22 protein-coding genes are annotated in these 26,605 nt (G+C 64.1%); 17 read left to right on the top strand and 5 right to left on the bottom strand.

Annotated features, from left to right (window positions below; all coding sequences use genetic code 11):
- Positions 1–140: 140 nt before the first annotated feature.
- Entirely contained in the window at positions 141–2,219 is a 2,079-nt protein-coding gene (gene glgX, locus CKO25_RS11890; RefSeq protein WP_200388141.1) for a glycogen debranching protein GlgX, read from the bottom strand.
- A gap of 516 nt (positions 2,220–2,735) precedes the next feature.
- Between glgX and CKO25_RS11885 the strand changes: the two genes are divergently transcribed.
- The 4 genes from CKO25_RS11885 to CKO25_RS11870 all read left to right on the top strand — a co-directional run bounded on the left by CKO25_RS11885 (position 2,736) and on the right by CKO25_RS11870 (position 8,439).
- A complete protein-coding gene (locus tag CKO25_RS11885) occupies positions 2,736–5,258 on the top strand; it encodes a DUF2868 domain-containing protein (RefSeq protein WP_200388140.1) in 2,523 nt (840 codons plus the stop codon).
- Entirely contained in the window at positions 5,258–6,691 is a 1,434-nt protein-coding gene (locus CKO25_RS11880; protein ID WP_200388139.1) for a GTPase/DUF3482 domain-containing protein, read from the top strand. The genes CKO25_RS11885 and CKO25_RS11880 overlap by 1 nt, the downstream gene beginning before the upstream one ends.
- A complete protein-coding gene (bioA, locus tag CKO25_RS11875; RefSeq protein ID WP_200388138.1) occupies positions 6,688–8,010 on the top strand; it encodes an adenosylmethionine--8-amino-7-oxononanoate transaminase in 1,323 nt (440 codons plus the stop codon). Before CKO25_RS11880 ends, bioA begins: the two co-directional genes overlap by 4 nt.
- Before the next feature lie 72 nt (positions 8,011–8,082).
- The gene (locus tag CKO25_RS11870; protein ID WP_200388137.1) at positions 8,083–8,439 is read left to right on the top strand and encodes a hypothetical protein; all 357 of its coding nucleotides are present in this window, start codon (positions 8,083–8,085) and stop codon (positions 8,437–8,439) included.
- Here CKO25_RS11870 and CKO25_RS11865 read toward each other — a convergent pair.
- The 3 genes from CKO25_RS11865 to CKO25_RS11855 are packed head-to-tail and all read right to left on the bottom strand — an operon-like array spanning position 8,423 to position 10,266.
- Positions 8,423–8,908: an EVE domain-containing protein gene (locus tag CKO25_RS11865; protein ID WP_200388136.1), complete on the bottom strand. Its 486-nt coding sequence runs from the start codon at positions 8,906–8,908 to the stop codon at positions 8,423–8,425. The two genes, CKO25_RS11870 and CKO25_RS11865, sit on opposite strands and share 17 nt — an antisense overlap.
- Before the next feature lie 31 nt (positions 8,909–8,939).
- Positions 8,940–9,968: a ribosome small subunit-dependent GTPase A gene (rsgA, locus tag CKO25_RS11860; RefSeq protein ID WP_200388135.1), complete on the bottom strand. Its 1,029-nt coding sequence runs from the start codon at positions 9,966–9,968 to the stop codon at positions 8,940–8,942.
- 4 nt (positions 9,969–9,972) lie between these two features.
- Positions 9,973–10,266 (bottom strand): c-type cytochrome, encoded by a 294-nt coding sequence (locus CKO25_RS11855; RefSeq protein ID WP_200388134.1) that lies wholly within the window; start codon positions 10,264–10,266, stop codon positions 9,973–9,975.
- A 385-nt stretch (positions 10,267–10,651) separates the two neighbouring features.
- On the opposite strand from CKO25_RS11855, the gene orn reads away from it, so the two are divergent.
- Positions 10,652–11,200 (top strand): oligoribonuclease, encoded by a 549-nt coding sequence (gene orn, locus CKO25_RS11850; protein WP_200388133.1) that lies wholly within the window; start codon positions 10,652–10,654, stop codon positions 11,198–11,200.
- A 53-nt stretch (positions 11,201–11,253) separates the two neighbouring features.
- Here orn and queG read toward each other — a convergent pair whose 3' ends face one another.
- Positions 11,254–12,372 carry a tRNA epoxyqueuosine(34) reductase QueG gene (queG, locus tag CKO25_RS11845; RefSeq protein WP_200388132.1) on the bottom strand — a complete coding sequence of 373 codons (1,119 nt, stop codon included), beginning with the start codon at positions 12,370–12,372 and terminating at the stop codon, positions 11,254–11,256.
- A gap of 267 nt (positions 12,373–12,639) precedes the next feature.
- Between queG and CKO25_RS11840 the strand changes: the two genes are divergently transcribed.
- The 12 genes from CKO25_RS11840 (at position 12,640) to CKO25_RS11785 (ending at position 26,605) form a co-directional block, all read left to right on the top strand.
- Positions 12,640–14,223, top strand: coding sequence for an NAD(P)H-hydrate dehydratase (locus tag CKO25_RS11840; RefSeq protein ID WP_200388131.1), 1,584 nt, complete (start codon positions 12,640–12,642; stop codon positions 14,221–14,223).
- Positions 14,224–14,338: 115 nt separating this feature from the next.
- Positions 14,339–14,812 (top strand): tRNA (adenosine(37)-N6)-threonylcarbamoyltransferase complex ATPase subunit type 1 TsaE, encoded by a 474-nt coding sequence (tsaE, locus tag CKO25_RS11835; protein WP_200388130.1) that lies wholly within the window; start codon positions 14,339–14,341, stop codon positions 14,810–14,812.
- Positions 14,813–14,992: 180 nt separating this feature from the next.
- Positions 14,993–16,294: an N-acetylmuramoyl-L-alanine amidase gene (locus tag CKO25_RS11830; RefSeq protein WP_338115116.1), complete on the top strand. Its 1,302-nt coding sequence runs from the start codon at positions 14,993–14,995 to the stop codon at positions 16,292–16,294.
- Positions 16,295–16,438: 144 nt separating this feature from the next.
- Complete coding sequence (gene mutL, locus CKO25_RS11825; protein ID WP_200388128.1) at positions 16,439–18,298, top strand: DNA mismatch repair endonuclease MutL; 1,860 nt, start codon at positions 16,439–16,441, stop codon at positions 18,296–18,298.
- A 109-nt stretch (positions 18,299–18,407) separates the two neighbouring features.
- Positions 18,408–19,328, top strand: a complete 921-nt coding sequence (miaA, locus tag CKO25_RS11820; protein WP_200388175.1) for a tRNA (adenosine(37)-N6)-dimethylallyltransferase MiaA — start codon at positions 18,408–18,410, stop codon at positions 19,326–19,328.
- Between the two features lie 362 nt (positions 19,329–19,690).
- The gene (hfq, locus tag CKO25_RS11815) at positions 19,691–19,942 is read left to right on the top strand and encodes an RNA chaperone Hfq (RefSeq protein ID WP_200388127.1); all 252 of its coding nucleotides are present in this window, start codon (positions 19,691–19,693) and stop codon (positions 19,940–19,942) included.
- 59 nt (positions 19,943–20,001) lie between these two features.
- Positions 20,002–21,288 (top strand): ribosome rescue GTPase HflX, encoded by a 1,287-nt coding sequence (gene hflX / locus CKO25_RS11810; protein ID WP_200388126.1) that lies wholly within the window; start codon positions 20,002–20,004, stop codon positions 21,286–21,288.
- Positions 21,289–21,564: 276 nt separating this feature from the next.
- Complete coding sequence (gene hflK / locus CKO25_RS11805; RefSeq protein ID WP_200388125.1) at positions 21,565–22,749, top strand: FtsH protease activity modulator HflK; 1,185 nt, start codon at positions 21,565–21,567, stop codon at positions 22,747–22,749.
- Positions 22,746–23,612, top strand: coding sequence for a protease modulator HflC (hflC, locus tag CKO25_RS11800; protein ID WP_200388124.1), 867 nt, complete (start codon positions 22,746–22,748; stop codon positions 23,610–23,612). The genes hflK and hflC overlap by 4 nt, the downstream gene beginning before the upstream one ends.
- A gap of 263 nt (positions 23,613–23,875) precedes the next feature.
- Positions 23,876–24,058, top strand: coding sequence for a DUF2065 family protein (locus CKO25_RS11795; RefSeq protein WP_200388123.1), 183 nt, complete (start codon positions 23,876–23,878; stop codon positions 24,056–24,058).
- Between the two features lie 46 nt (positions 24,059–24,104).
- Positions 24,105–25,301 (top strand): ATP phosphoribosyltransferase regulatory subunit, encoded by a 1,197-nt coding sequence (locus CKO25_RS11790; protein WP_200388122.1) that lies wholly within the window; start codon positions 24,105–24,107, stop codon positions 25,299–25,301.
- An 8-nt stretch (positions 25,302–25,309) separates the two neighbouring features.
- Complete coding sequence (locus CKO25_RS11785) at positions 25,310–26,605, top strand: adenylosuccinate synthase (protein ID WP_200388121.1); 1,296 nt, start codon at positions 25,310–25,312, stop codon at positions 26,603–26,605.

Genomic DNA, 26,605 nt, shown 5'->3' with positions numbered 1-26,605 from the left:
TTGGTGATTGTAACGTGAAACCGGCCCCGGCTTCCGGCCAAGGCGGCCGCTGCCGGATGCCTGGTCGTCATCGCGGGCGCCGCGGTGGCGGCGCGGCCAGCCCGTGACATCAAGCGCTGGCCATGGGGTGTCGGTCAGGCTTACGCCTCGCAACCCTCAAGGACGACGACCGAGCGCGCGCTGACCTCAAGCGGCTGATCCGGCGGCAGGCGAGGCGCACTCGGCGCGATGATCGCGGGCTCCCGAGCGGTATCGATGGCGCACCGCCAAGACCATCCGGGCAGCTGCGGAAGCGCGAACCTCAGGGGCGTCGCATCCATGTTGAAGAGGATGTGGAGCGGGGGTTCCGCCGGCGTCAATCCGGCCAGGGTGAACGCCAGGGTGCGCGCATTCGCATCATCCCAGTCGGGGCGGTCGAGTCCGACCCCATGCCAAGAGATATCGGGGAGTGGTTGCGTTCGGGTCGGGGCGCCGGTGAGGAAACGACTGCGATGCAGCGTCGGGTGGTCTTGGCGAAACGTGATCATGTCGCGCACGAAATCGTGCATCTCCCGGTTGGCCTCGAGCTGCGTCCAATCGAACCAGGATAAGGCATTGTTCTGGCAGTAGCTGTTGTTGTTGCCTTGCTTGCTTTGCAGCACCTCGTCACCCGCTCGGAGCATGGGGACCCCTTGGCTGAGCATCAGGATGGCGACGAAGTTGCGGGCCTGGCGACGGCGTTGGGCGAGGATGGCTGGATCATCGGTGGGCCCTTCGACGCCGCAGTTCCAGCTCAGATTGTGGTCGTGGCCGTCACGGTTGTCTTCACCGTTGGCCTGATTGTGTTTGCTGTTGTAACTCACCAGATCCCAGAGGGTGAAACCGTCGTGGCAGGTGATGAAGTTGATCGAGTTCGCCGGCAGCCGACCCCGGCTTTCGTACATGTCGCTCGATCCGGCCACGCGGGTCGCGACTTCGGCAATCAGCCCGGGATCACCTCGGACAAAACCGCGGATCACATCGCGATAGCGACCGTTCCACTCGGCCCAACGGAAACCGGGAAAATCCCCGACCTGGTAGAGACCCGCCGCATCCCAAGCCTCGGCGATCAGGTGCGTACGGCCGAGGGCGGGCGAAAGTTCAGTGGCCCAGAGGATCGGCGCATGATACTCGGGGTTGCCGTCCTCGCCGCGCGCGAGGGCGCTGGCGAGATCGAAACGGAAGCCGTCGACATGCATTTGTCGCACCCAGTAGAGCAGGGCATCGATGAGGAAACGGGTCACGATCGGATGATTGCAGTTCACCGTGTTGCCGCAGCCGGTGTAGTCGCGATAGATCCGGCGATCGGCGAAGTCGAGATGGTAGAAAACCTCGTTACCGATTCCTCTGAATCCGATCGTCGGTCCTCCCACACCACCCTCGGCGGTGTGGTTGAAGACCACATCGAGAATCACTCCGATGCCCGCTCGATGGAGCATCTTGACGAGATCACGGAACTCATCGCGCGCCCGGTTAGGGTCGCGCGCATAGCCCGGATGGGGTGCGAAGAAGCTGTAGGTACTGTAGCCCCAATAGTTCTCGAGCCCCATCGCGGCCGTTTGTGCTGGGACATCCTGGGCATCGAAGGCCATGACGGGCATCAGCTCGACATGGGTGATCCCGAGTTCTTGCAGGTAAGGGATTTTCTCGATCAAGGCGCCGAAGGTGCCTGGAGCGGCGGTCCCGGACGTTGCGGAGCGGGTGAAACCGCCAACATGCAGCTCATAGATAACCGCGGCGTTCAGAGGGAAAAACAGCGGGGTATCGCCTTCCCAATCATAGTCGTCGCGCACGACCTGCGCTCGGATGGCGCTGCTCACGTTGTCGCCCGGACGACTGGCGCGCTCACGCTGCCACAAACGGTCGGAAACGGTCGTTGCCCAGGGGTCCAGGAGGGCCTTCTCGCCGTCCATGCGACAGCCGATCGTCTTGGTGTCGCAGGTGCCGCCAAGACGCCAGTTGTAGTAGACCCCGTCGCGCAGGTCCTCGACAAAGATATGCCAGAAGAAAAACGTCCGATTCACCAGTGGGTCGAGCGGGATGACGGCAGTGGGTGCGGTTTGCTCGGCGGTGTCGAAGAGCAGGAGCTCGACCTGCTCCGCGTAGCGGGAGAAAACACAGAAATTGACGCCGTCTTCGCTCGCGCGCGCGCCGCCCTGATCGCGATTGCCGGGGCGGGTCTGATATCTGGCATGACTCATGGGGTGAAGCCTGGCCGCGATGCTGTCCTGATCCAAGTCTGTTCCGCTCGGCTGAACCGACTCGGTTTCGACTCCTCTGGCGAGGTCGCTGGCACACGGCAGCCGCCAATGCCCGGCGGCCTGATGCTGGTGACCCTCCCTCGCACTAGTGTAGAGGAGGTCCGCGGGTTTTGCTCACCCGATGACCCTGGGGTGTGAACGACGGTTTGGTCCTGCTACCGTCCCCGCGGCGGATCGATCGGAGCGCAGGTTGGCCAGGGGCGGAACATCAGCGCGCGCTCATGCGAACGTGCTCGCAGGCTCGGTCGGACTGGTTAGGGCGTGAATTGAATCCCGGACTGTGGGATATTTCGTTTCTAGCCATGACGAGGTGTTGAAGGCGAAATCCGACCGATCCAGTTCGGATCCTTGCAATGCGCAGTCTGCACGCCACACTCTCGGGTTCGTCTCGTGTCCATCGCACTCATCAGGGTTTGAGAGGGCGCGACCTGCATTCGATCTATCTCCCGGAGGCCCATGGATCTTCGCTACCATTCGACCGAACCCCAGCCTGGAGATGCGACATCGGTGACGGCACGCCGCTGGAGCGTCGCCGATCTGATCGACCTCGAGTACTATCTCGATCAAGACGAGCAACGACTGCGCGAAAATCCGACGTTTCGCAAGACGCTCACTGAACGTGACCGCTCGCTGTATCTCGAGACGATTGCCCCCGCGCTCGGTCAGGCGGAACCCCACACGCCAGCGCACCGCCGCCGTGGCCTGCGCCGCTGGCTGGAGGAACGCCGCCGCAGCGAGGCGCCCGAGATGCGTGCCCTGCTGCCGGGGGCTGCCTTTCATGGCGCCCAGCGAGTCGTCAATTGGCTGGTCGCCATCCTCGGATGGGGTGCGGGCATTGCGGTTGCGTCGGCGCTGCTGAGCTACGATGGGACGCGCCCAATCAGTGTGTCCTGGTATCTGTTTCTTCTGGTTTTTCTGCAGGTCGCCTTGGTGTTCATGCTGCTGGGGACCTGGGCCTATCGCCGTGTGCGCGGCCGCGGTGCGGTGACGCCTCCCGCGCTGCTCGTCGGCATCCTGCGCCCTGTGTTGGCGAAGACAACGAACTGGCTGCAAGGGCATCGCATCGGGCATGCCACGGGCGAATTCCAAGAGCGGGCGCGGGCCAGCCAGGGGTGGCTGAAATCACAGCATGCGCTCTATGGCCCCTTGTCCTATCTCCCCTTATTGATCTCGGCGCAGGTCTTTGGTGTTGCCTTCAACCTCGGCGTGATCCTCACCACGATGTCGTTGGAATGGTTCACGGACATTGCCTTCGGTTGGGGTTCCACCCTGAACGTCCATCCGCAAACCATTTTCGACCTGTCGCGGTTGATCGCACTCCCTTGGGGCTGGTTGCTCGGCGAGGGTGTCGGTTATCCAAGCCTGGAACAGGTCGCTGGTTCGCGCATCATCCTCGAACACTGGGCCAGCGCGACGCCCGTAGATAAACCCGACCCGCTTCACTTGCGCTCTTGGGGTTCGTTCCTGATGCTCGCCGTGCTGACCTATGGACTGCTGCCGCGGCTGCTGCTCCTAGGTGGTTCCTTGTTGGTTCAGAGGATGATCCTCGCGCGGCTGCCGATGACGCACAGTCGCACGCAAGCTCTGTACGCCCGGATGCTCTCGCCTCGCATCGAGACGACGCCGAGCAGTGCGCGACAAGGCGCGGAGATGCCGATTCCCGCTGCCTCGGAGAACCGCTCGCAGCGCGTTGTGGGCGATGCGGCTGCAGCCACCAGCGCACGCCCCTGGCGCAATGCCCTTGTGCGGCGTCCTGCTCCGGGGCGTCCTCCCATCGTTGCCGATGCATCAACGGGTCAGGCGGCGCCGACCGCCCCGTCGACCGCGAATCGAGCCACGCCCGTGGCGGAGCCAGTCGGCGCGGGCAGGCCGTTCACGGTCGCACGCGAGACGGCGGAGCCGACTGCGCCGAGTCGCTCGTCTCCCCCGCATGCGACCGATGCGCAGGCGTCGGCGTCCACGCCACGTCCCGCGGGGACGGGGACCGTCACCGCCGAGCAACCCATCCGGCCATCCGTGCCGGCGGTGACCGACCCGGATGCCGAGCGCTCCGTGACGTCCGCGGCTGCGGTTGCGTCCGCGCGGTCGCCGGTACCACCGTCTGGACCGGCGACCGCGCCGCAACAGGAGGAGACCTCACCTGCGACCAAGCCCCGGATACCGGAGCCGGATCCGCCCTCCCAAACCACGGCAAAGGCCAAGACTAAGGCCAAGACCAAGGCGAAAGCGCCGAGTAAGACGGCACGGGTGGAGGTGGCACCCCGTGCCGCGCCCCCTGAGACGAGCACGCCGTCAGGAGTGGACGCGCCCGCCCGGGAGCGGGCTGTCGCCCCGCCGCGGCTGTTGTTGTCCCCACGGTCGCGCTCCGCCCCGGCGCATCCGGCGCATCCGGCGGCGCCGGTGGCCCCGGCGAGTGTCCCTGAAACACCCATCGAACCGACTGACGCGGGCGTCGCGGCGGCGGCGGATCAAGCGGTGTCACGCCCCGGCCCGGGGCGCGCATCACGGGGCGGCGAGCGGTTCGCGCCCGATGCCTGTCTGTTGCTGCTGCATGTGGATATCGACGACATCCTGGAGGATGAGGATCATCCTCGCTTGCAGCAGATGCTCTTGTTACACACCGGCTGGCGCGTGGGTGCGACGGCGACCTTCGGGGCAGGCAGCGCCATGAACGAGGAGGCGCTGGCCGTCTTGGAACAAGGTGTCTGGCAGGCGCCACCGCCGCGTATCGCGGTGATCGAGGACGGCTCGCAACCACCCATCACCGAGAATCTGCGGTTCCTGCGTGATTTGCGCGCCGCGGCCGGCCCGCGCGCCCAGATCACTCTGGCCTTGGTCGGTGACCCGAACGATGAGGATCGGCTACCGCCCATGCGGTCCTTTGACTTCATCGACTGGCAGCGCAAGGTCGATCAAATGGCCGATCCCTATCTGCGCTTGGAGATGTTGGCACACGCCGACGAGCATGGAGAGGAGTGATGTCAGCGAAGATTCCAAGACTGGCGATCATGGGTCACCCCAACGCGGGGAAATCCTCAGTCGTTGCGACCTTGACGGAGAATGACCTGATCGCGATCGACAAGCGTGCCGGTACAACGACCGAATCGAACGTCTATCCGGTCGTTATCGATGGCCGCGCGGTGATCGAGTTCATCGACACCCCAGGGTTTCAGAACCCGAATGCCATCCTCGAATGGTTCCATGCGCAAAGCGACAAGCTCGAGTTGCCCAGGGCCTTTGTGGCGGCGCATTGCGACGATCCACTCTTCGCGCATGATTGCGCGTTGCTCCAGCCGGTTGCCGAAGGGGCGGCGATCATCCTCGTGGTCGATGGCTCGAAACGGATCAAGGAAAAGGATCGCGTCGAAATCGAACTCCTGCGTCTGACCGGTCGCCCGCGCATGGCGATCCTGAACAACCTGACCCAATACGATCGCTATACATCACAGTGGCACGATGCCTTGTGCAAGGCGTTCAACTCGGTACGTGAATTCAACGCCCATCGCGCGACCTACGCGGAACGGATGAAGCTGCTCCAAGCCCTTAAGAGCATCGACCAGCGTTGGGAGCCCCTGGTGGGGGAAGCGATCCAAGCCTTCGCGCACGACTGGAACCGGCGCACCGACCTGGCGGTTGAGACCATCCTCGATCTGTTGCGCGATGCCTTGACCTTCAAGGTCTCGCGCACGGTTCGCAACGGCCGCTTGGTGTTCGAGAGTGGCCGCGAACGGATTAAGCAGGAGGTGATGACGGCCTTCGAGGATGGCCTGCGTGATCTCGAGGTGCAGGCGCAAGAGCAGATTCGCGCCAACTTCCGACACCATGTTTGGCACATGCCGCCGGACTCGATCCTCGGCAAGGATTTGCTCTCAGAGGAGGTCAACCAGGCCCTGGGACTCTCAAAACGTCAGTTGGCGCTCGTGGGCATGGCCGCGGGCGCGGCCTCCGGCGTCACCATCGACCTCTCCCTGGCGGGTCATACCTTCGGAGCCGGCGCGCTGTTTGGGGCGGCGACAGGTGGCCTGATCGGGCTCGTGGGTGGTAAGGCCTTGGCGAAATTGAATATCGAACGTGCCCCGGGGACACAGCGCTTCACGGTCGGTCCCGTGCACCATCCACGCTTTCCCTTCGTGCTGCTCGATCGCATCGTGCTCTATAGCGCACGGGCCATGAACTGGTCGCACGGGCGCCAAGCCGCGGAGGAAGATGCGCCCGATAAAGTGCCCGACAAACCTATTCCGCGTGGCGGCTTCACCGAGGCCTTAACGACTCAGCAGCAGCGTGATCTCGCACGCTTTTTTAACGGAGCGCGCAAGGGTAAACCGGAACGGGAAGAGGAGTGTCGCATCCTCATCAAGGAGATCCTGCATGGGCTAGCCTTGAGTGAGATCGACAGTCGGGCCGATCTATGAGCCGCCACTTCGGGGTGGCGCCGCTCACTGAAGCCGAGGTGCTCGCAAACGATCGCGCGCACGCCTGGCATCCCTACACCTCAACCATCGACCGTGACCCCGTCTACCCCGTCGCCTCGGCGCACGGGTGCCGCATCACCTTGATGGACGGTCGTGAGTTGATCGATGGCATGTCCTCCTGGTGGTGTGCCATCCATGGTTACAACCACCCGGTCCTGAATGCGGCCGCCGGCGCGCAGCTCGAGCGCATGGCCCACGTCATGTTCGGCGGTCTAACGCACGAACCGGCGGCGCGCTTGGTCCGCACCCTCGTCGAACTGACGCCCGAGCCCCTGCAACAAGTCTTTCTCTGTGATTCGGGATCGGTCTCGGTGGACGTGGCGCTGAAGATGGCGATTCAGTTTCAGCAGGCCCAGGGGCACCCTGAGCGACAGGGGTTCATGACGATCCGACAGGGTTATCATGGCGATACCTTTGGGGCCATGTCGGTCTGTGATCCGGTGACCGGGATGCATCATCTCTTCGCGGGGATCCTGCCGCGGCAGGTCTTCGCTCCCGCGCCGCAAAGTCCCTTTGGCGGTCCCTGTCGCGCCGAGGAGATTGACGCCTTTGCCGATCTGCTCGAGCGCCACCACGGCGAGCTGGCGGCGGTGATTCTCGAACCCATCGTCCAGGGCGCCGGCGGCATGCGTTTCTACAGCGCCGACTATCTCGCCGCGGTGCGCGCGCTCTGTGATCGCTTCGAGGTGCTCTTGATCGCCGATGAGATCGCCACGGGTTTCGGTCGCACGGGCAAGCTGTTCGCCTGCGAACACGCGGGGATCGCACCCGATATCATGACGTTGGGCAAGGCGCTGACGGGCGGCTATCTGACCTTGGCGGCAACGCTGGCGAGCGATCGGGTGGCGCGGACCATCTCCGCGGGCCACCCGGGTGTCTTCATGCATGGTCCGACCTTCATGGGGAATCCACTGGCCTGTGCGATCGCCAACGCCAGCATCGAACTGCTGCTCGCGCAAGACTGGTGCTCCACCATCGCGCGGATCGAGCGTGCCCTGACGCTGGGACTCGCGCCCTGTCGGGTCTTGCCAGAGGTCGCCGAGGTGCGCGTCCTCGGCGCGATCGGTGTGGTCGAGATGACACAACCGGTGCGGATGCGGGAACTGCAGCAGCGTCTCGTCGAGCAGGGGATCTGGGTGCGCCCCTTTGGTCGGCTTGTTTATCTGATGCCGCCCTACATCATGAGCGATGAGGATCTCGCGACGCTGTGCCAGGGTGTGGTGGCTGTCCTCAGCACACCAGGCGACACGGCCCGTTGAGCGGGGTCAGGGCATCGTCCATTTCCGGACCACCGATTGGTCACGAATCATCGAGTATGCGAGGACGCGATCATGCAAGATCAGCCCATCATCAAGACCGCCATTCCCCGGCGTCGTTATCAGGTCGGGACCCATCTCGCGACCTTGCTCGGTGAGATCGATAGTGGGGACGCTCGCCAGTTTCGCCATTTGCTCGCCTTCGTACCCCAGGGCCAATCGGAGCCAACCTTGTATGTGTGCGCGCAAGTCAGTGCGCCGGCTGAACGTGCCGAGGGGGCTTACAGTTTGGTTGTGGTCGGGGAAGTCATCTCCGAGGTGGTCGATCGAGACGATTGCTGGGGGGATCTCGAGACCTTCACCACGCAAGCCTTGAAGCTCGGTCAGCAGGCGCTCGGTCTGCGGCAGGTGCAGATCAACCGTCTGCTTTAGCGCGATCCTCCAGACCCAGGATCAAGGTCCACTGCGCTGGAGAGACGGGCATGATGGAGAGACGATTGCCCGGTCGTACCAAGGGGAACCCGGCGAGTTCGCGCTCGGCGTAGGTCTTCAGTTCGGCCAGTGAAATGACGCGGCGCAGATGACGAACATAGCGAACCTCGACCAGATACCATCGTGGTTTTGCGGGATCGCTCTTCGGATCGAAGTATTGCGCACGAGGATCGAATGCGGTGGGGTCGGGGTAGGCCGCGCTTGCGACCTCCGCGATCCCGACGATCCCCGGCACGGCGCAATTGGAGTGGTAGAAGAAGATCGGATCGCCGGGTCGCATCGCATCACGCATCATGTTGCGCGCCTGATAGTTGCGCACGCCATCCCAGGGTTCGGTGCGCGCCGGGCGCGCGGCGAGGTCATTGATGCCGAAGGTCTCGGGTTCGGATTTCATGAGCCAGTGGTTCATCGGGTGCTGGTCCTGGGTCGATCGTTGCGTGCTAGTTGCGTGACTGTTCGGACTCGGCCAAGAGGTGGCGGAAATTGTTCAGGCGTTGCGGTGTGATCAGTCCCGCGGCGAGTGCGGCTTGAACGCCGCAATCGGGTTCCTGGTCGTGCCGGCAATCCGTGAACCGACAGCGCTCGAGATGGGGACGCAGCTCACGAAATCCCTGTTGCAGGTTCTCCCGCGAGATGATGCCGAGACGAAAGCTGCGCACCCCGGGGGAGTCGATCAGGGCGCCGCCAGTCTCGGCGCCGGGACCGAGGCGGTAGAGCGTGGCCGCGGAGGTGGTGTGCCGTCCCAGCCCAGTGGCCTGCGAGAGTCGGCCGATCTGAATCCCACGATCGGGCAAGAGCACGTCGATCAACGAGGATTTCCCGACTCCTGATTGACCGACCAGGATGCTGGTATGGCCAGCAAACTGACCGAGCAGGCGCTGCGGTGCGCCCGCCGCCCGCAGGCTGATCCACGTCAGGGGGTATCCGATCTCGGCGTAGTGAGCGAATCGCGCCTGGAAGAGGTGTTGTTCGTCCGCACTGAGCAGATCCATCTTGGTGCCGAGGATGATGGCACGCACCCCCATCATTTCGGCCGCGACCAAATACTGATCGACCAGATAATCGCTGGGCTCGGGACGCGGAGCGATGACGATGGCAAGTTGCGTGAGGTTGGCCGCGAGCGGCTTGTCACGGCCGCTGAAGTCCGGTCGACTCAATAGGCTGTCACGGGGCAGGATCGCGGTGACGATGCCGCGCTGATCCGCGGTGTGATGCCAGACCACGTGGTCGCCGCAGACGGGGTGACCCAGATTCTGGCGCGCGCGACAGTGGATGATCTGTCCCGCCTCATCCTCCACGGCCAAATGTCCCCCGTGCCGAACCACGATCCGTCCCCGTGCCGGCGGGAGGGACTCGGTGTCGAGATCGGATGCCGCCGCGTCGAGCCGTGTTGCGAGGCGTTGGCGGCGGCGATCCTGAATCGTTTGAATGCGCTCGATTTGGCGTCCGGAGAGCCGCCGTTTCGGCATCGGCTCAGCGCTCGAATTGATAGAAATGGTGATTGAGGTAGGCCGTCACCGCGTTGATGTCCTCATCGAACCAACGCAATCCAATCATGGCATCGCAGCGCTGGACTTGACGCTCCAGGCCATCATAGGACGTCACCATGCGATCCGCGCGGGTGTAGACTTCGCTGCCATGACAACTGAGACAGTTCTCCTCATGAAGGGCTTGGGCGCGCTCATCGTCCGAGGACGCCGCGCTGAGGGTGGGGAGGGTGAGCAGGGCGGTCAGGGTGGTGATGCGCAAGGTCTGGATGTGGGTCATGGTTGTGGTCTCCTTCAGGGTGAAAGCAAGCGTCGAACAGGCGCCGAACCGTTCCGTGCGGAGCGCGCCCACCGGCCGTGTCATGGACGTGGATGACCCCCGTCGCGACCCGCTGCAAGGTATCCGCTCCGCCGGTCGCACGCCGGGTGGTGACCGGCGCCGCGAGCGATGCATGCATCATGCGATGACACGGATCAGAAGCTCAGGGTAGCGGATCCTGCTGTTCTTGTCCTGCGTGTGCGGCGCTGGCGTGTTCCGGGTCGGGGCTCGCCAAGTGGGGAGCGATCACCGATACTCAGGTGGACCGGGTCGGGATCGTGACCCAGGATCAGGATGAAGACCCCGGGGCGTTGCCCCTGTTGCGAATCAAGAGGAGCGCACGGCTTTGAGCAGGAGCGAGAACAATCTGATCTGGCTGGATCTTGAGATGACTGGTCTTGAGCCCGCGCGGGATCGCATCCTTGAGATTGCGACCATGATCACGGATAGCGAGTTGCGGATTCTGGCCGAGGGTCCGGTGATGGCCATTCATCAGCCCGAGGAGATCCTCGCCGAGATGGACGAGTGGAATCGCGACCATCATGGTCGATCGGGCCTCCTCGATCGGGTGCGGGTCAGCGATCAGGGTGTGGCCGAGGCCGAGGCCGCGACCCTGGCCTTTCTGGCCAACTATGTTCCGGCGGGGGCCTCTCCGTTGTGCGGCAACAGCATCTGTCAGGATCGGCGTTTCCTGGCCCTGTGGATGCCCAGGCTCGAGGGCTACTGCCATTATCGCAATCTGGACGTCAGCACCTTAAAGATCCTGGCGCAGCGTTGGGCACCGGATGTGGCGAGCGACTTCAAAAAGGAGTCCCGACATCTCGCCTTGGAGGATATCCGCGAGTCGATCGCGGAATTGCGCCATTATCGCGAACATCTCTTGCGAGAATTCTGACCCGCTGGGCATCGACCCCCATGCGGATGCACGAGCGGGTGACTGTCGCGGCCTCAGCCCCGCCGGCTGGCCTGCTCCCGCAAGGCCCAGCCGACATGCTCGCGGATCAGCTCGTCGGGATGGTGCGCGCGCGCCGCTAACGCGGACGTGATCCCGGGGGACGCCGGGGCGTTGCCCAGAGCGATACTCAGGTTGCGCAGCCAGCGCAGATGGCCGATACGGCGGATGGCCGAACCCTGCGTGCGCGCGAGAAAGGTCGGCTCGTCCCAACTGAAGAGGTCGATCAGGGTAGCCTGATCCAGGCCATATCGGGCCTGAAAATCGTCCTCGACGCTGAGGCGTGCAAACCGGTTCCAGGGACACACCAGCTGGCAGTCATCGCAACCATAGACGCGGTTGCCGATCGCGCGTCGAAAGGCTTCGGGGATGGGGCCGGGATGCTCGATCGTCAGATAGGCGATACAGCGCCGTGCGTCGAGTTCGTAGGGTGCCACGATGGCGCGGGTCGGGCAGATCGCGATGCAGGCGGTACAGCGTCCACAGTGATTCGCAATGGGGCGATCGGGGGGAAGCGCGAGATCCGTGTAGAGTTCGCCGAGGAAGAACCAGCTTCCCGCTCGTGGATGCAACAGGTTCGTGTGTTTGCCGATCCAGCCCAGGCCCGCCTTCGCGGCGAGCGGTTTCTCCATGACCGGGGCCGAATCGACGCAGACCCGGTGACCGAAGGGGCCGATAGCCGTGCGAATACGCTCGGCGAGTCGCCGCAGGCGGTTGCGCAAGACCTTGTGATAATCGCGTCCCAAGGCGTAGCGCGAGATGAAAGCCCGGGCGGGATCCTCAAGGCAGGTCGCGATGCCCTGCTGTGATTGAGGGAGATAGTCCAGCCGCACCGAGATCACGGAGCGGGTGCCGGGCAGGAGTTGCGCCGGTCGTGAACGCATTGTCCCATGCCGGGCCATGTAGGTCATGGCGCCGTGGCGGCCCTGCTCCAGCCATGCGTGCAGGTGCCCCTCGGCCTCTGTCAAATCGGTGTCGGCGATCCCGACTTGCTGGAACCCCAGCGCCCGTCCCCAGGCCTTGATGTCTGCCGCTAGCCGTGCGTTCGCGGCGTCCTGGTGAGGGTCCGCGAGGTTGGAGTGCCTGGTCTCGGCGTGACCGCTGTTGGGGTTCATGGTCTCGATGCGCCCCCGATGTCTGGTGAGTGGCCCACTCTACCCCAACGCGCACGACATGCGAATCAGGCCGGAGTGGCGCCGCGCGACCTGGGGGCAGGCGGCAGCAGCGGCTCGTCCACCAGGCGCGGGACCTAAAACGGCGCCACGACGTCGATCTGTCCGTGCTCTTGCCAATCGGTTACACTGCGGCGCAACCCACACCGATCAGAGCTGCCGATGCGGCGGCTCGACCATTCTGATTGTTTGCCCGAGCGGTGAACCGCGATGCCGACCGGACCCGAGAGTCCGTCCCCCACGCGCCATCGTCCCATGCCCGAGCGGGACCGGCTGCCCCATGCGCTCTATCGTGCCGAGCAGGTGCGGCATCTCGATCGCCGCGCGATCGATCACCACGGGCTCCCCGGTTTGACCCTCATGGAACGTGCGGGGACCGAGGCCTACCGCCTCCTGCGCACGCGCTGGCCGCATGCGCGCAGACTGGTGGTCCTGGTGGGAACGGGCAATAATGGTGGCGATGGCCTGGTGATCGCGCGTTTGGCTCAGGCCGACGGTTTGAACGTACGGGTGCTGCGGTTCGGCGACCCGGCCCGCATGCGTGGCGATGCCGCGACAAATCATCAGCGCTGGCTTGACAGTGCGGGCCGTAGTGAACCCTTCACGAGCACGCCGCGACACGCGGATGTCTTGGTCGACGCGGTCCTCGGAACCGGCCTGGAGCGCCCGCTCACGGGACACTGGGTCACGGCTTTCGCAGCCATCAACGCCGGCTCCACGCCGGTGATGGCCGTCGATATGCCCTCCGGGCTCGATGCTGACACCGGGCGGGTCATGGGTGCGGCCCTGCGCGCCGCGGTCACGGTGAGTTTCATTGGGTTGAAGCAGGGGCTTTTCATCGGCGCTGGTCCCGAGTACGCGGGTGACATCCACTTTCGTGCGCTGGGGATTCCCGCCGTCGTCTACGCCAGTGAGGTCGCCTCCGCGCGGCGCATCGATTGGCACCAGCAGGGCAGTCGATTGGGCCGGCGTCCACGCACCGCGCATAAAGGCGACTTCGGACAGGTACTCGTGATCGGTGGGGCGCCTGGGATGTCGGGGGCCGTCCTGTTGGCCGGCACAGCGGCCTTGCGTGCCGGGGCGGGGCGGGTGACGCTCGCAACGCATCCGGCCCATGCGGCGTACTTGAATGTCGCGCGCCCGGAATTGATGGTCGCCGGGGTAGCAGGAGTGGCGGATCTCGAGCCACTTCTTGCGCGTTGCGATGTGGTGGCGATTGGTCCCGGGTTGGGCCAGACTGATTGGGCGCGCGAACTATGGCAGCGGGTGAATCGGCTCGACCAGCCGCTGGTCGTCGATGCCGATGCCCTGAACTTGCTCGCTCAGGCGCCCTTGGCGCGGGCCGATTGGGTGCTGACACCGCACCCGGGCGAAGCGGCGCGCTTGCTCGGCAGCGCGACGGCACGGATCGAGCAGGATCGACCTGCTGCGGTGCGGGCACTGCAAGCGCGCTACGGTGGGGTGGTTTGTCTCAAAGGAGCCGGAACCCTGGTTCAGGGTGAGTCGCCCCGCCCATTCGCGGTCTGTAGCGATGGCAATCCGGGGATGGCCACCGCCGGCACCGGCGATCTTCTCACCGGGATCATCGCGGCCCTGCGTGCGCAGGGTCTCGATGCCGAGGAGGCGGCCGCGGCGGGGGTGTGCTTGCATGCCGCGGCGGGTGATTGGGCTGCGCGGGCGGGTGAGCGGGGACTGATCGCGGGCGATCTGCTGGCCGCGATCCGGTGGGTTGCCAATCATGACGCTAGAGCGAGTGCGCCGAGCGCCGGCCACTCGTCTCCGGATGGGATCTGAGCGGCCCTCAGCGGCGGCGGATCGCGTCAGATCGAACGAGTCGGTGAATGGGACGTGGACGTGCGGATCGAAACAACCTGTTACGCATCTCAAGGCGTGATCCTGGTGTCCTGGCATGACTAGGATCACGCTGCCAAATCCAACCGCGCAGATCGCCTTCGGCCAGCGTCTGGCCAGGCTGATTCCAGCACATTTCGTGATTAATCTCGAAGGTGATCTCGGGACCGGTAAGACCACCTTGACCCGTGGGGTGTTACGCGGGTTGGGCTATCAGGGGACCGCACGCAGCCCGACGTACACCCTACTCGAACCCTATGAGCTCACCACCCGAACTCTGTATCATCTCGACCTCTATCGTCTCGGCGATCCCCGCGAACTCGACGATCTGGGACTGCGGGATCTGATGGCGGAGCCCGCGATCTGGATGGTCGAATGGCCGGAGCGCGGGCGCGGAATGCTCCCGCCCTGTGATCTCACCCTCGCGATCGACTATTGTGGTCAGGGGCGCGCGATGCTGCCGCACGCACACACGGCGCGGGCGCGGGAGGTCCTCGCCGCTTTGCTTGAGCGGTCCCCTGCGCAGCCGTGAACGAGGTCCCGCGATGAGACCTGACCGTTAGACCTGAATATCACGACTGGATCTGGAACGATGTTGAGCACTGTCCGCGTTGCGCCCTTGCAACGGGTGAGTCATGGCGGGTCCGGCCCTCACCGGAGGTCTCGATCGACCGCGCCGTGGTTGAGGGTTCTCTGCTGGTTGCTGCTGTGCGTGACCACGACCGCTTGGGCTGAGCAATCCTTGGTCCAAGGAGCGCGGGTCTGGACGGATCCCGATAAGACGCGGCTGGTGTTCGAGACCTCCGCCCCGATCGGGCATCGACTCTTTCCCATCGATGAACCGCATCGTCTCGTCGTTGATCTCGACGATGCACGCCTGATGACGGAACTCCCCAAGGTCGATCTCAGCGATGCCTTGCTGGTCGGACTGCGCAGTGGGCCGCGTGGCGACCATCACCTCCGGGTCGTCCTGGATCTGAAGCAGCCGGTGCGCGCGAAGAGTTTCGTGCTCAGTCCAAATGAACGCTACGCGCATCGGCTGATCATCGATCTGACCCCTCGGGAGGGCGCGGTGGGGCGGCGAGTTGCATTGCCGACCTTCCCGGGTGCCATGCCCGGGCGAGTCGGCTCCCGCGGGGATGCTCCACCGGCCTTCGTGGTCGCCATCGACGCTGGTCACGGTGGTGAGGATCCCGGTGCCATCGGTGCCGCGGGCACCAAGGAAAAAGATGTGACGCTCGCGATCGCACGTGAACTTGCGCGCCTGATCGATCAGGAGCCCGGGATGCGCGCCGTGATGATCCGCGATGGTGATTACTATGTTGGCCTGCGCGAACGCATCGAGATCGCGCATGGACATCAGGCCGACCTCTTCATTTCGATCCATGCCGATGCCTTCAGCAATCCGCGCGCGCGCGGGTCATCGGTGTACACCCTGTCACATAGCGGGGCGAGCAGTGCCTCGGCGAAGTGGCTTGCGAAGCGGGAGAATCGCTCGGACCGCTTCGGTGGTGTCGAGGCCTCGAACACGTCGGACTTGCTCGAAACCGTCTTGATGGACATGACCCGCAACGCGACCCTCGAGTCGAGTGTCGATGCCGCGGCCTTGGTTCTCACCCACCTGGGCCGCGTGAACGAGTTGCATCGCAGTGATGTACAACGGGCTGGCTTTGTCGTTCTCGAGTCACCGGATATCCCCTCGATCCTGGTCGAAACGGCTTTTATCAGCAACCCCGAGGAGGAGCGGCGGCTGCGTGATCGGGCTCATCAACGGAAGCTGGCGCAGGCCATCATGGCCGGGGTCAGGGTCTACGCACGCAACTACCCAGCGCGCGGCGTGATGGTCGATACCAGTCCTCGTGGTCTGCGTGAGGTCGTCATTCATGCCGGTGATACCCTCTCTGGTATCGCGCAGCGCTATCAGGTCAGTCTGCGCGCGTTGCGCGAGCATAACGGCCTGAAGAACGATGTCATCCGGGTCGGGCAGGTCCTGTCCATTCCAGAGGATTCCTGAACGGACTGAAGCCGCCGGAGTGTGCCAGGGCCACTCAAGCGTATCGGGCCCCATCACGCACCCCCACCGAGATGCGATGGATGGGCGGTGGCGCCATGATGGACCTGCTTGCGCCCGGGACCGGGTTTTGTTTCTATCGTTCTCATGTCCCAACCCATCCGCATCCTGCCCAATCATCTCGTCAATCAGATTGCCGCGGGCGAAGTGGTCGAGCGGCCAGCCTCCATCGTGAAGGAATTGATCGAGAACAGTCTCGATGCCGGGGCACGACGGATCGAGCTTGACATCGAGCAGGGCGGGATCAAACGCGTGCGGGTCCGTGATGATGGCCGCGGGATCCCGCCGGACCAACTCGCGCTCGCGCTTGCACGCCATGCGACCAGCAAGGTTGCCGAACTCCAGGATCTCGAGGCGGTTGCGACCCTCGGGTTTCGCGGCGAGGCCCTCCCGAGCATCGCCTCGGTCAGTCGCTTGCGGCTGATCTCGCGCACACACGAGGAAAGCCGGGCATGGGAAGTCGCGGTTGGCGTCGATGGGACGCTCGAGGCACCGCGCCCGGCCGCCCACCCACCCGGCACCAGCGTCGAGGTGCGGGATCTCTTCTTCAATGTGCCGGCGCGACGTAAGTTTCTGCGCACCGAGAAGACCGAGTTCAGCCATCTCGAACAGGTGGTCCGCCGCATCGCGCTGGTTTCCCCGGAGGTCGCCTTCCACCTGCGTCACAATGGCCGCACGCAGTTCGATCTCCCGCCTGCCACGGACGCGCACGGGCATCTCGACCGATTGGCGCGTCTGCTCGGTGAGACCTTTGCGGAGCAGGCGCTCGACCTCGACGCGGTTGCGGTGCAATTGCGTCTCTGGGGGTGGGTGGTGCGCCCCGCTTTTTCACGCAGCCAGGCCGACCAGCAGTTCTTTTATGTCAACGGGCGGATGGTGCGCGATAAATTGGTCAGTCACGCGGTGCGCCAGGCCTTCAACGACGTTCTGCATCATGGCCGACAGCCGGCCTATGTGCTCTTTCTCGAGCTGCCTGCTCGCCTGGTCGATTGCAACGTTCATCCAGCCAAGCACGAAGTGCGCTTTCGCGAGGGTCGGCAGGTACATGATTTTATCTTTCGTACCTTACATCGCCGGCTGACCGACGGTGTGCTCGGTCGTGCCCCGCTCGATCTCACGAGTCCCGCCGCGGGCGGGGCCGGTCAGTGGGAGGAGGACGCGGTGCCGGGAGTCGAGCAGGGGGGCGTGCATGGTCAGGAGGCTCCAAGCCGGCGGGGGTTCGGTTTCACCCAGCGGGTCGGCGATGCCCGGCCGGTCTATCGTGACCGGTTGCGTGCCGATCTGAGCCTTCAATGTCCGCTGGGGTCGGGACCCTCCGGCACGACCGAGCCGGGCGATTCCGCGCGCACCCTCGCGGACGCCATGCCACCGCTCGGTTATGCTCTCGCCCAGCTCAATGGGGTCTATGTGCTGGCACAGAGCGCGGCGGGGCTCATTCTCGTGGACATCCATGCCGCTCATGAGCGCATCGGTTATGAACGACTCAAGGCGCGTTGGCGTGAGGGCGCCTTGGTCCGGCAACCCTTGCTGATCCCGGTGAGTGTCGCGGTCGCGCCCCACGAGGCCGAATTGATCGAGATACACGCCGAGGGGCTCTGCGCGCTCGGGATGCTCATCGATCGCATCGATGCCGGCACCCTGGTGGTGCGCGAGGTACCAGCGTTGCTGCGGGAGGTCGATCACGCGGCCTTGGTCCGCGATCTGCTCGCCGACCTCACGGTACATGGCCGCAGTCGGCGTCTCGAAGACACCATGGAAGCGGTGCTCTCGACCATCGCCTGTCATGGCGCCGTGCGCGCGAATCGCCGTTTGAGCCTTGATGAGATGAATGCCTTGCTGCGCGAGATGGAGCAGGCGGAGCGCATCGATCAATGCAATCACGGACGGCCGACCTGGATCACCATCGGCTATGACGAACTCGACCGATGGTTTGCGCGCGGTCGCTGATGCAAACCCCGGGTCAGGTGCAACGCCGCGGCGCGGTCGTTCGGCGCGGTGACTTGACGTGAGCGAGGTGGCCACCAGCCCAGAGCGGCGCCCGCTGGCGATCGCACTCATGGGCCCGACCGCATCCGGGAAGACGGACCTCGCCGTGGCTTTGGCCCAGCGCCTGCCATGCGAGATCATCAGCGTGGATTCGGCGATGGTCTACCGCGGTCTCGATATCGGTACGGCCAAGCCGAGCCCGGAGGTCTTGGCGCGGGCGCCCCATCGCCTGATCGACCTCCTGGAGCCAACCGAGGCGTACTCGACGGCGCGATTTCGCGAAGACGCCTTGGCCGCGATGCAAGACATTACCGCGCAGGGGCGCATTCCGCTCCTGGTTGGCGGCACCATGCTCTATTTCAGGGCGTTGCAGCAGGGTCTGGCGCCGCTTCCGAGCGCGTACCCCGACCTGCGGCAGACGTTGGCGGAGGAAGGAGCACGGATTGGCTGGGAGGCCATGCACCAGCGTCTCGAGCGGCTCGATCCCCGTTCCGCGCATCGTATCCATCCGCATGACCCCCAGCGGATCCAGCGCGCCTTGGAGGTCGCGCTCATCACCGGGCGACCCATGAGCGAACTCATCGCCGAGCATGCCGAGCACGCGGGTTTACCCTTTCGGCTCCTCAAGCTGGCCCGCGCCCCCGCGCAGCGTTGCGTGCTGCACGAGCGGATCGCGCAACGGTTCCAGGGCATGATCGCCGCGGGCTTGGTCGAGGAGGTCGCGGCCTTGCGAGCGCGGGGCGATCTGCATGCTGATCTTCCGTCCATGCGCGCGGTGGGGTATCGGCAGGTCTGGTGCTATCTCGATGGCGTCTGGAGCCATACAGAGATGTGCGAACGCGGCATCGTTGCCTCCAGACAACTTGCCAAACGTCAACTGACCTGGCTGCGGGCCGAGCGCGCGACGCATTGGATCGAGGATCAACAGGACCCGCTAGCCGCGGCCTGTACGCTGATCGAGGAGGCGCACGCCGCTCGGTCCGGTGAGTGAGCCGAAGGCCCGGCGCCTGACTCAAAGGGCCGTGCCCGCCGGCTGGAGTGGCGGTTTGCTTGCGCGCCGTCGTGTCCCCCTACACCGAGCTGGGGTGTCGCTCATCATCTGGAAATCCCGATGTCTTGGAGGCCAGTGGCAGGAACTGGCGTGTGATTTGCTGTCTGATTGGGCGGGGATCACGCGAGGTAGCGGTCGGATGTCGTTTCAGCCACACTAGTGGCGTGTCAGACGCGTTTTTGGCGGGTGTGCCTGTCCCGGCTGCAGTCCCGCCAGCATGGTTCCCGGCTTGACCGATTTCGATCAATGCCTTTTTGCCGGGCAATTCTCGGTCACAATGAAAACAATAAGGAGTTTACTCAATGTCCAAGGGCCAAAGCCTCCAAGACCCCTTTCTCAATGCCCTCCGGAAGGAACGCGTGCCCGTGTCCATCTTTCTGGTCAATGGGATCAAGTTACAGGGCCAGATCGAATCCTTTGATCAATTCGTCGTGTTGCTCAAAAACAACGTGAGCCAGATGATCTTCAAACATGCGATCTCAACGGTCGTGCCCGCCCGCAATGTGAAGCTGCCACCGCCTGAAGGGGCCGTGCCTGAGCCGGGTAATGTCTGAAGCGGCCGCGCATCGTATGCAACGGCTTGTAACTGAGTGTGCCAGCGGCCGAGGCCGATGTGTTTGAGCGCCCGACCGGCGGGGAACGCGCGGTCCTGGTCCACTTGGACATCGGCGGGGTCAGTGAGCCGGATGAGCGCGAGGAGTTCCGCCGCTTAGCGCTCGCGGCGGGAGCCGAGATCGTCGGGGCGCTCGGCGGTTCGCGGGTCACGCCCGATCCACGGCTGTACCTCGGCACCGGCAAGGCCGACGAGCTTGCGGCCCTGGTTGTTGCAACCCGCGCTGAACTCGTGATCGTCAATCATGCGCTCTCCCCGGCACAGGAGCGCAATCTCGAACGCCTGCTCCAGTGTCGGGTGGTCGATCGCTCGGGTCTGATCCTCGACATCTTCGCGCGGCGCGCACGTTCCTTCGAGGGCCAGTTACAGGTCGAACTCGCTCAGTTGAAACATCTCTCAACCCGGCTGGTGCGGGGATGGACGCATCTTGAACGCCAAAAAGGGGGCATTGGGTTGCGTGGTCCCGGCGAGACGCAGCTCGAAACCGACCGCCGGCTGCTTGCCCAGCGCATGACCCTGCTCGACCGGCGTCTCGACCGCATCCAGCAACAACGTGCCCAGGGGCGTAAGGCGCGCGCGAAGGCCGAATTGCCCGTGATCTCCCTGGTCGGTTACACCAACGCCGGCAAATCAACGCTCTTTAACCGCTTGACCGATGCGGGCGTCCTGCAGGCCGACCAACTCTTCGCAACCTTGGATCCAACCCTGCGGCGGCTGATCCTGCCCGACGGCGGTCGGGTGCTGGTCGCCGATACAGTCGGTTTTATCAGTCATTTACCACACGAATTGGTCGCGGCCTTTCGCTCGACGCTTGAAGAGACACGTCACGCCGCGCTCTTGTTGCACGTCATCGAGGCCTCGGCGCCTCATCGAGCCCGGCTCGTCAGCGATGTCGAGGAGGTGCTCACGCAGATCGGGAGCCAGGCAATTCCCCGGCTGGAAGTCTACAACAAGATCGACCTGCTGCCCGATGAGTCAGCGCGCATCGAGCGCGACCCGAGCGGTCTGCCCCGGCGGGTCTGGCTCTCTGCCGCGACGGGGGCGGGGATCGGGCTGCTTCAGCAGGCCATCTCGGACTGGCTCAGTCGTGACCGCGTTCGCGTCACCCTGCGTCTGGAACCGGGCGATGGGCGCCTGCGGGCTTGGTTGTTCGAGACGGCGCAGGTGCTCGCCGATGACGTCCTGCCAGCCGGCGGCTGGAGGATGGTGGTCAATCTGGCTGCCCCGGACTGGGAGCGCCTGCGGGCGCGTCATGGCGACCTCCTCGCGGCGCGCCGGCGGCACTGAACCGATGCCCACGCGAACTCCACGCGTGCGGGGCGGTCGGTTTGCCCTGGCGGTTCGGCTTCTCTAGAATCCACCATCATGTCGATTCAACCAGGGTGACCCTTTGCTTGATATCGGGTCGCCTTGCCGGCACGTTCACTGGTGGGGTCGGTGGATGATGCGTCCTCATGAATCGTACGCGCCATTAGGTTGGCGCCTCTCGTGGTCTCACGGTTGACAGCCTGGGATCATGCCCGATCCAACACTCAACAGTCGTTTTCGACAGACGGAGATGCTATGGCCTGGAATGAGCCAGGTGGCGGTAACAAAGACCCTTGGAGTGGCAAGGGCGGCGGCGATCAGGGACCACCCGATCTCGACGAAGTCGTACGGAAACTCCAGGAGCGGCTCGGTGGGCTGTTCGGAGGCAATAAACCCACCGGTGGCGGCGGGACGGGCGGTGGCGCCGGTGGCGGATTCAACCTGCCCGGTGGCGACCTCAGCTCGAAAGCCTTCGGGATCATCGCCGGTGTCGTTCTGGTGGTCTGGCTGGCGACCGGTATCTATATCATCGAACCCGCCGAGCGCGGCGTGGTAACTCGCTTCGGCGAGTACGTCGATACGACCGGCCCCGGCCCTCACTGGCACATTCCTTGGCCAATCGAAGCCGTGAGAAAGGTCAATGTCGATGAGATCTCGACCTTCAGTCACTCGGCCTCGATGCTGACGCAGGACGAAAATATCGTCGATGTCGAACTCACGGTCCAATCACGGATTCAAGACGCGGCGGATTTTCTGTTCCAAGTCGCCGACCCCGAGCAGACCTTGCGTGATGCCACGGTGACGGTCGTGCGGGTCACGGTCGGTGGCAGCAAGTTGGACTTCGTCATGACCGAAGGGCGTGGCGCGGTGGCGGTCATGATTCGTGAACGCATCCAAGAGTTGATGGACGAATACCGCACGGGATTACTCGTGACCGCGGTGAACATGCAGCCGGCGAAGCCGCCGGAACAGGTCAAAGCGGCGTTCGATGATGCCATCAAGGCCCGCGAGGATAAGGAGCGGCTCGAGAATCAGGCCGAGGCCTACGCGAACGAGGTGCTGCCGCAGGCTCGTGGTGAGGCGGCTCGAATCATCGCCGATGCGCGCGCCTACCGTGATCAGGTCATCGCACGCTCTGAAGGTGAGACCGCGCGCTTCACGGCGATCCTCAATGAGTATCTGATGGCTCCCGAGGTGACACGTCAACGTCTCTATATGGAAACCATGGAACAAGTCCTCGGCGAGGCCAACAAGGTCATCATCGATGTGGAGGATGGAACCAACAGCCTCCTCTATCTGCCCATTGATCAACTCATGAAGCAACGTCCGGCCGAAACCACGCTGACACGCCCTGAGTCCGGCGCGCCTACGGTTGCCGCGGATGCCTCGTCGGATCGCCCACAACGGTCGGTGGACCGTGACCGGAGGGTCCGTCAATGAGTAAATTCAAAACCTATCTGCCGATTGGCATCGGTGCCCTCGCACTCCTGATCTATGGCTTCACCTTCGTCGTTCAGGAATATGAAGTGGCGATCAAGCTCCGATTGGGTCAGATCGTTGGAGACGACTATCGAGCCGGGCTGCATTTCAAGGTGCCGGTTCTGAACAACGTGAAGATCTTCGATCGCCGCATTCAGACCATGGATTCGCGTCCCGAGCGTTTTCTGACGGTCGAGAAGAAAGACGTGATCGTTGACTCCTACACCAAGTGGCGAATTTCCAATGCCGCGCAGTTCTTTCGTTCGACCGGCGGCAATATCCCAAGAACCTCGCGGCTCTTGTCGGAGCGGGTCAATACCAGCCTGCGCGATGAGTTTGGTAAACGAACCATTCAGGAAGTGGTCTCCGATGACCGGCTCGCGATCATGGCCCTGCTGACCAAGGACGTGAACGAAAACGCTCAAGACCTAGGGATCGAGGTCGTGGACGTGCGGGTGAAGAAGATCGACCTTCCACCGGAGGTGAGCGAATCGGTTTATCAACGGATGCGGGCCGAACGTGATCGGGTCGCACGAGACCTTCGGGCACAGGGTGGTGAAGCCGCCGAGCGCATCCGCGCGGATGCCGATCGTCAGCGCACCGTCATCGTCGCCGAAGCCTTTCGCGAGTCAGAAGAAACCCGCGGTGAGGGTGACGCACGGGCCTCGCAGATCTTTGCCAGCGCCTTCAACCAGGATCGCGAGTTCTATTCCTTCTTCCGCAGCCTGAGTGCTTACCGCCAATCGCTCGGACAGGATGATGTCATGGTGCTCCAACCAGACTCCGACTTCTTCCGGTTCTTCCGCGATCCAGCCGGGCAGTAGCACGCCTCGTCGTTGAGGCCCCGGCTGGTGCGCACCGCCGGGGCTAACCCCTTCCTTCCCGCAAGCTCACGCCCCACGCCGCCGCACTGGTGGTGTGGGGCGTGAGCTGCGCGTTGATCCACGATCGAGCCCCACGCCAGGCGAGTCCAGACAAGCGTTGGACAAACGCCCCAACCTTTGAAAAGATGATGATTCCCGGGCAAGGCGGATGTGCGGTGTCCGATCCTTGACATGAACCACCGAACCGACGGGGTCACTCGCTCGTGCAGAGTCTCTGGATTGCGCTTGCGCTGGTGTTGATCATCGAGGGAATCTGGCCATTCCTGAACCCCCAGGGATTCCGCCGCGCGTTGTTGCTGATCGCTGCCGAGGATGCCCGCGCGCTGCGCTGGGCTGGGCTGGCCAGCATGGTGGTGGGTGTCGGGTTGCTCTACCTGATCAATTGAGACCGGGGTCGGATAACCGAGCATTCGATGCGGAGCGATTGAACGCATGAACGAAGAGCGCTGGCTGTTGCCGGCCGGGATCGAGGAGATCTTGCCACCGCAGGCGCGGGTGATCGAAACCTTGCGGCGCGAGCTGCTCGATCTCTATTCCAGTTGGGGGTACGAACTCGTCATCCCCCCATTCATTGATTACCTGGAATCGCTCCTGACCGGCACCGGTCAGGATCTTGATCTCCAGACCTTCAAACTCACCGATCAACTCAGTGGTCGGTTGCTCGGGGTCCGTGCCGACATGACGCCACAGGTCGCGCGCATCGACGCGCACCATCTCCGGCGTGAGACTCCAACGCGCTTGTGCTATCTCGGGACGGTTCTTCACACTCGCAGCGATGACTTCGCGGGGACACGCAGTCCACTGCAAATTGGCGCCGAGATCTACGGACATTCGGGCATCGAGAGCGATGTCGAGATCCTGCGACTGATCATGCTGACCCTGCGCACGGCGGGGATCCGGGAAACCTATTTGGACCTGGGCCACGTCGGGATCTACCGAGGGCTTGCGCGCCAGGCCGGACTGTCTCCGGTGCAGGAGCATGACCTCTTCGATGCTTTGCAGCGCAAAGCCATCTCCGAGATCGAGACCCTCATCGCCACGAGTGGGGTCGTTGGGGCCCAGGCGCGGATGTTGACAGCCTTGGCTGAGCTGAACGGGAGTGATGCGCTCGAGCGCGCGACCCGCTTGCTGCGCGAGGCGGACCCTCGGGTTCGCGCCGCGGTCGATGAGCTGCGCCAACTCGCCGCGGAACTCCAACGCTGGTTACCGGACGTCTCGATCCATTACGATCTGGCGGAATTGCGTGGTTATCGGTATAAGACGGGTGCCGTTTTTGCGGCATTCGTTCCGGGGTGGGGCTTGGAGATCGCGCGCGGCGGGCGTTATGACGACATCGGCCGCGTCTTTGGCCGAGCGCGACCCGCGGTTGGCTTCAGCACCGACTTGAAGGAACTGCTGCGCCATGGGGCGCGCCAGGACGCTGTCGATGCGGCCGTCTATGCGCCCTGGTCGGCGGATGCGGCCCTGCAAGAGTGCATCATGCGGTTGCGCGCGGCCGGGCGGCGTGTCATTCAGGCCTTGCCCGAGGGCGCGTCCGGACCACATCCAAGCGCGCTCGGTTGTCGGCAGCAGTTGGTCGAACGGGGCGGGCGCTGGGAACTCGAGGATCTCCTCGCGAATCAGGGTTAGGGCTACAGATGGGCAATAACGTCGTTGTGATCGGCACCCAATGGGGTGATGAAGGGAAAGGCAAGGTGGTCGACCTCTTGACGGATCGCGCCGCGGTGGTGGTGCGTTTCCAGGGCGGTCACAATGCGGGGCACACGCTGGTGATTGATGGCGTGAAGACGGTCCTGCACCTGGTGCCTTCGGGAATCTTGCGCGCCGGCGTGCAGTGCTTGATCGGCAATGGCGTGGTGCTCTCGCCTGCGGCCTTGCGTGAAGAGCTGACCATGCTTGAAGGCTCTGGGGTGCCCGCCACGCAACGCCTGGGCATCAGTGCCGCCTGTCCCTTGATCCTGCCCTACCATATTGCGCTCGATCAGGCGCGAGAGCGCGCGCGGGGCGCCAAGGCGATCGGCACGACCGGACGCGGCATTGGCCCTGCTTACGAGGACAAGACCTCGCGGCGCGGGATTCGGCTCGGCGAACTGCTCGATCCCGTGCATTTCACGGAGCGTCTGAAGGAGGTGCTCGAATATCACAACTTTATGCTGCAACGCTATTATGAAGCCGATCCGGTCGATCTCACGGCGGTTCTCGACGAATTTCTCGACCATGCCGAGGTCCTGCGCCCCCTGATCACTGATGTGCCTGGAGTCCTGCATCGCTGTCGCGCCGAGGGCCGTGATGTCTTGTTCGAGGGTGCTCAGGGCGCCCTGCTCGACATCGATCATGGCACCTATCCCTATGTGACCTCCTCGACCACGACGGCGGGCGGCGCGGCCAGCGGGAGCGGGGTGGGGCCGCGGGATCTCGACTATGTGCTCGGGATCGTCAAGGCCTACACCACGCGTGTCGGTGCCGGCCCCTTCCCGACCGAACTCTTCGATGCGACCGGAGAGCGGCTCGGTGAGCGCGGGAACGAGTTCGGCGCCACCACCGGGCGCAAGCGGCGGTGTGGTTGGCTCGATATGGTTTCCCTCAAGCGCTCGCTCGAGATCAACAGTGTCACCGGACTCTGCATCACCAAACTGGACGTGCTCGATGGGTTGGAGACCATCAAGATCTGTACCAGTTATCGTCTCGACGGCGAAGAGACCCAGGTGCCGCCAGTCGGGGCGGATGCCCTAGCGCGTTGCGAGCCGGTCTATATGGAACTGCCCGGTTGGTCGACCTCGACGGTCGGCGTGAAGGATGATCGGAACTTGCCGCCCGCGGCCCGTGCCTATCTGGAGACGATCGAGAACCTGAGCGGGTGCCCGATCGACCTGGTCTCGACCGGTCCGGATCGGGCCGAGACCTTGGTGCGTCGCCACCCCTTCGACGTCTGA

Source organism: Thiocapsa imhoffii (genome assembly GCF_016583985.1).
Classification (GTDB): domain Bacteria; phylum Pseudomonadota; class Gammaproteobacteria; order Chromatiales; family Chromatiaceae; genus Thiocapsa; species Thiocapsa imhoffii.
The sequence above is the reverse complement of the archived record's forward strand: the minus strand, read 5'-3'. Positions and strand labels throughout refer to the sequence as shown.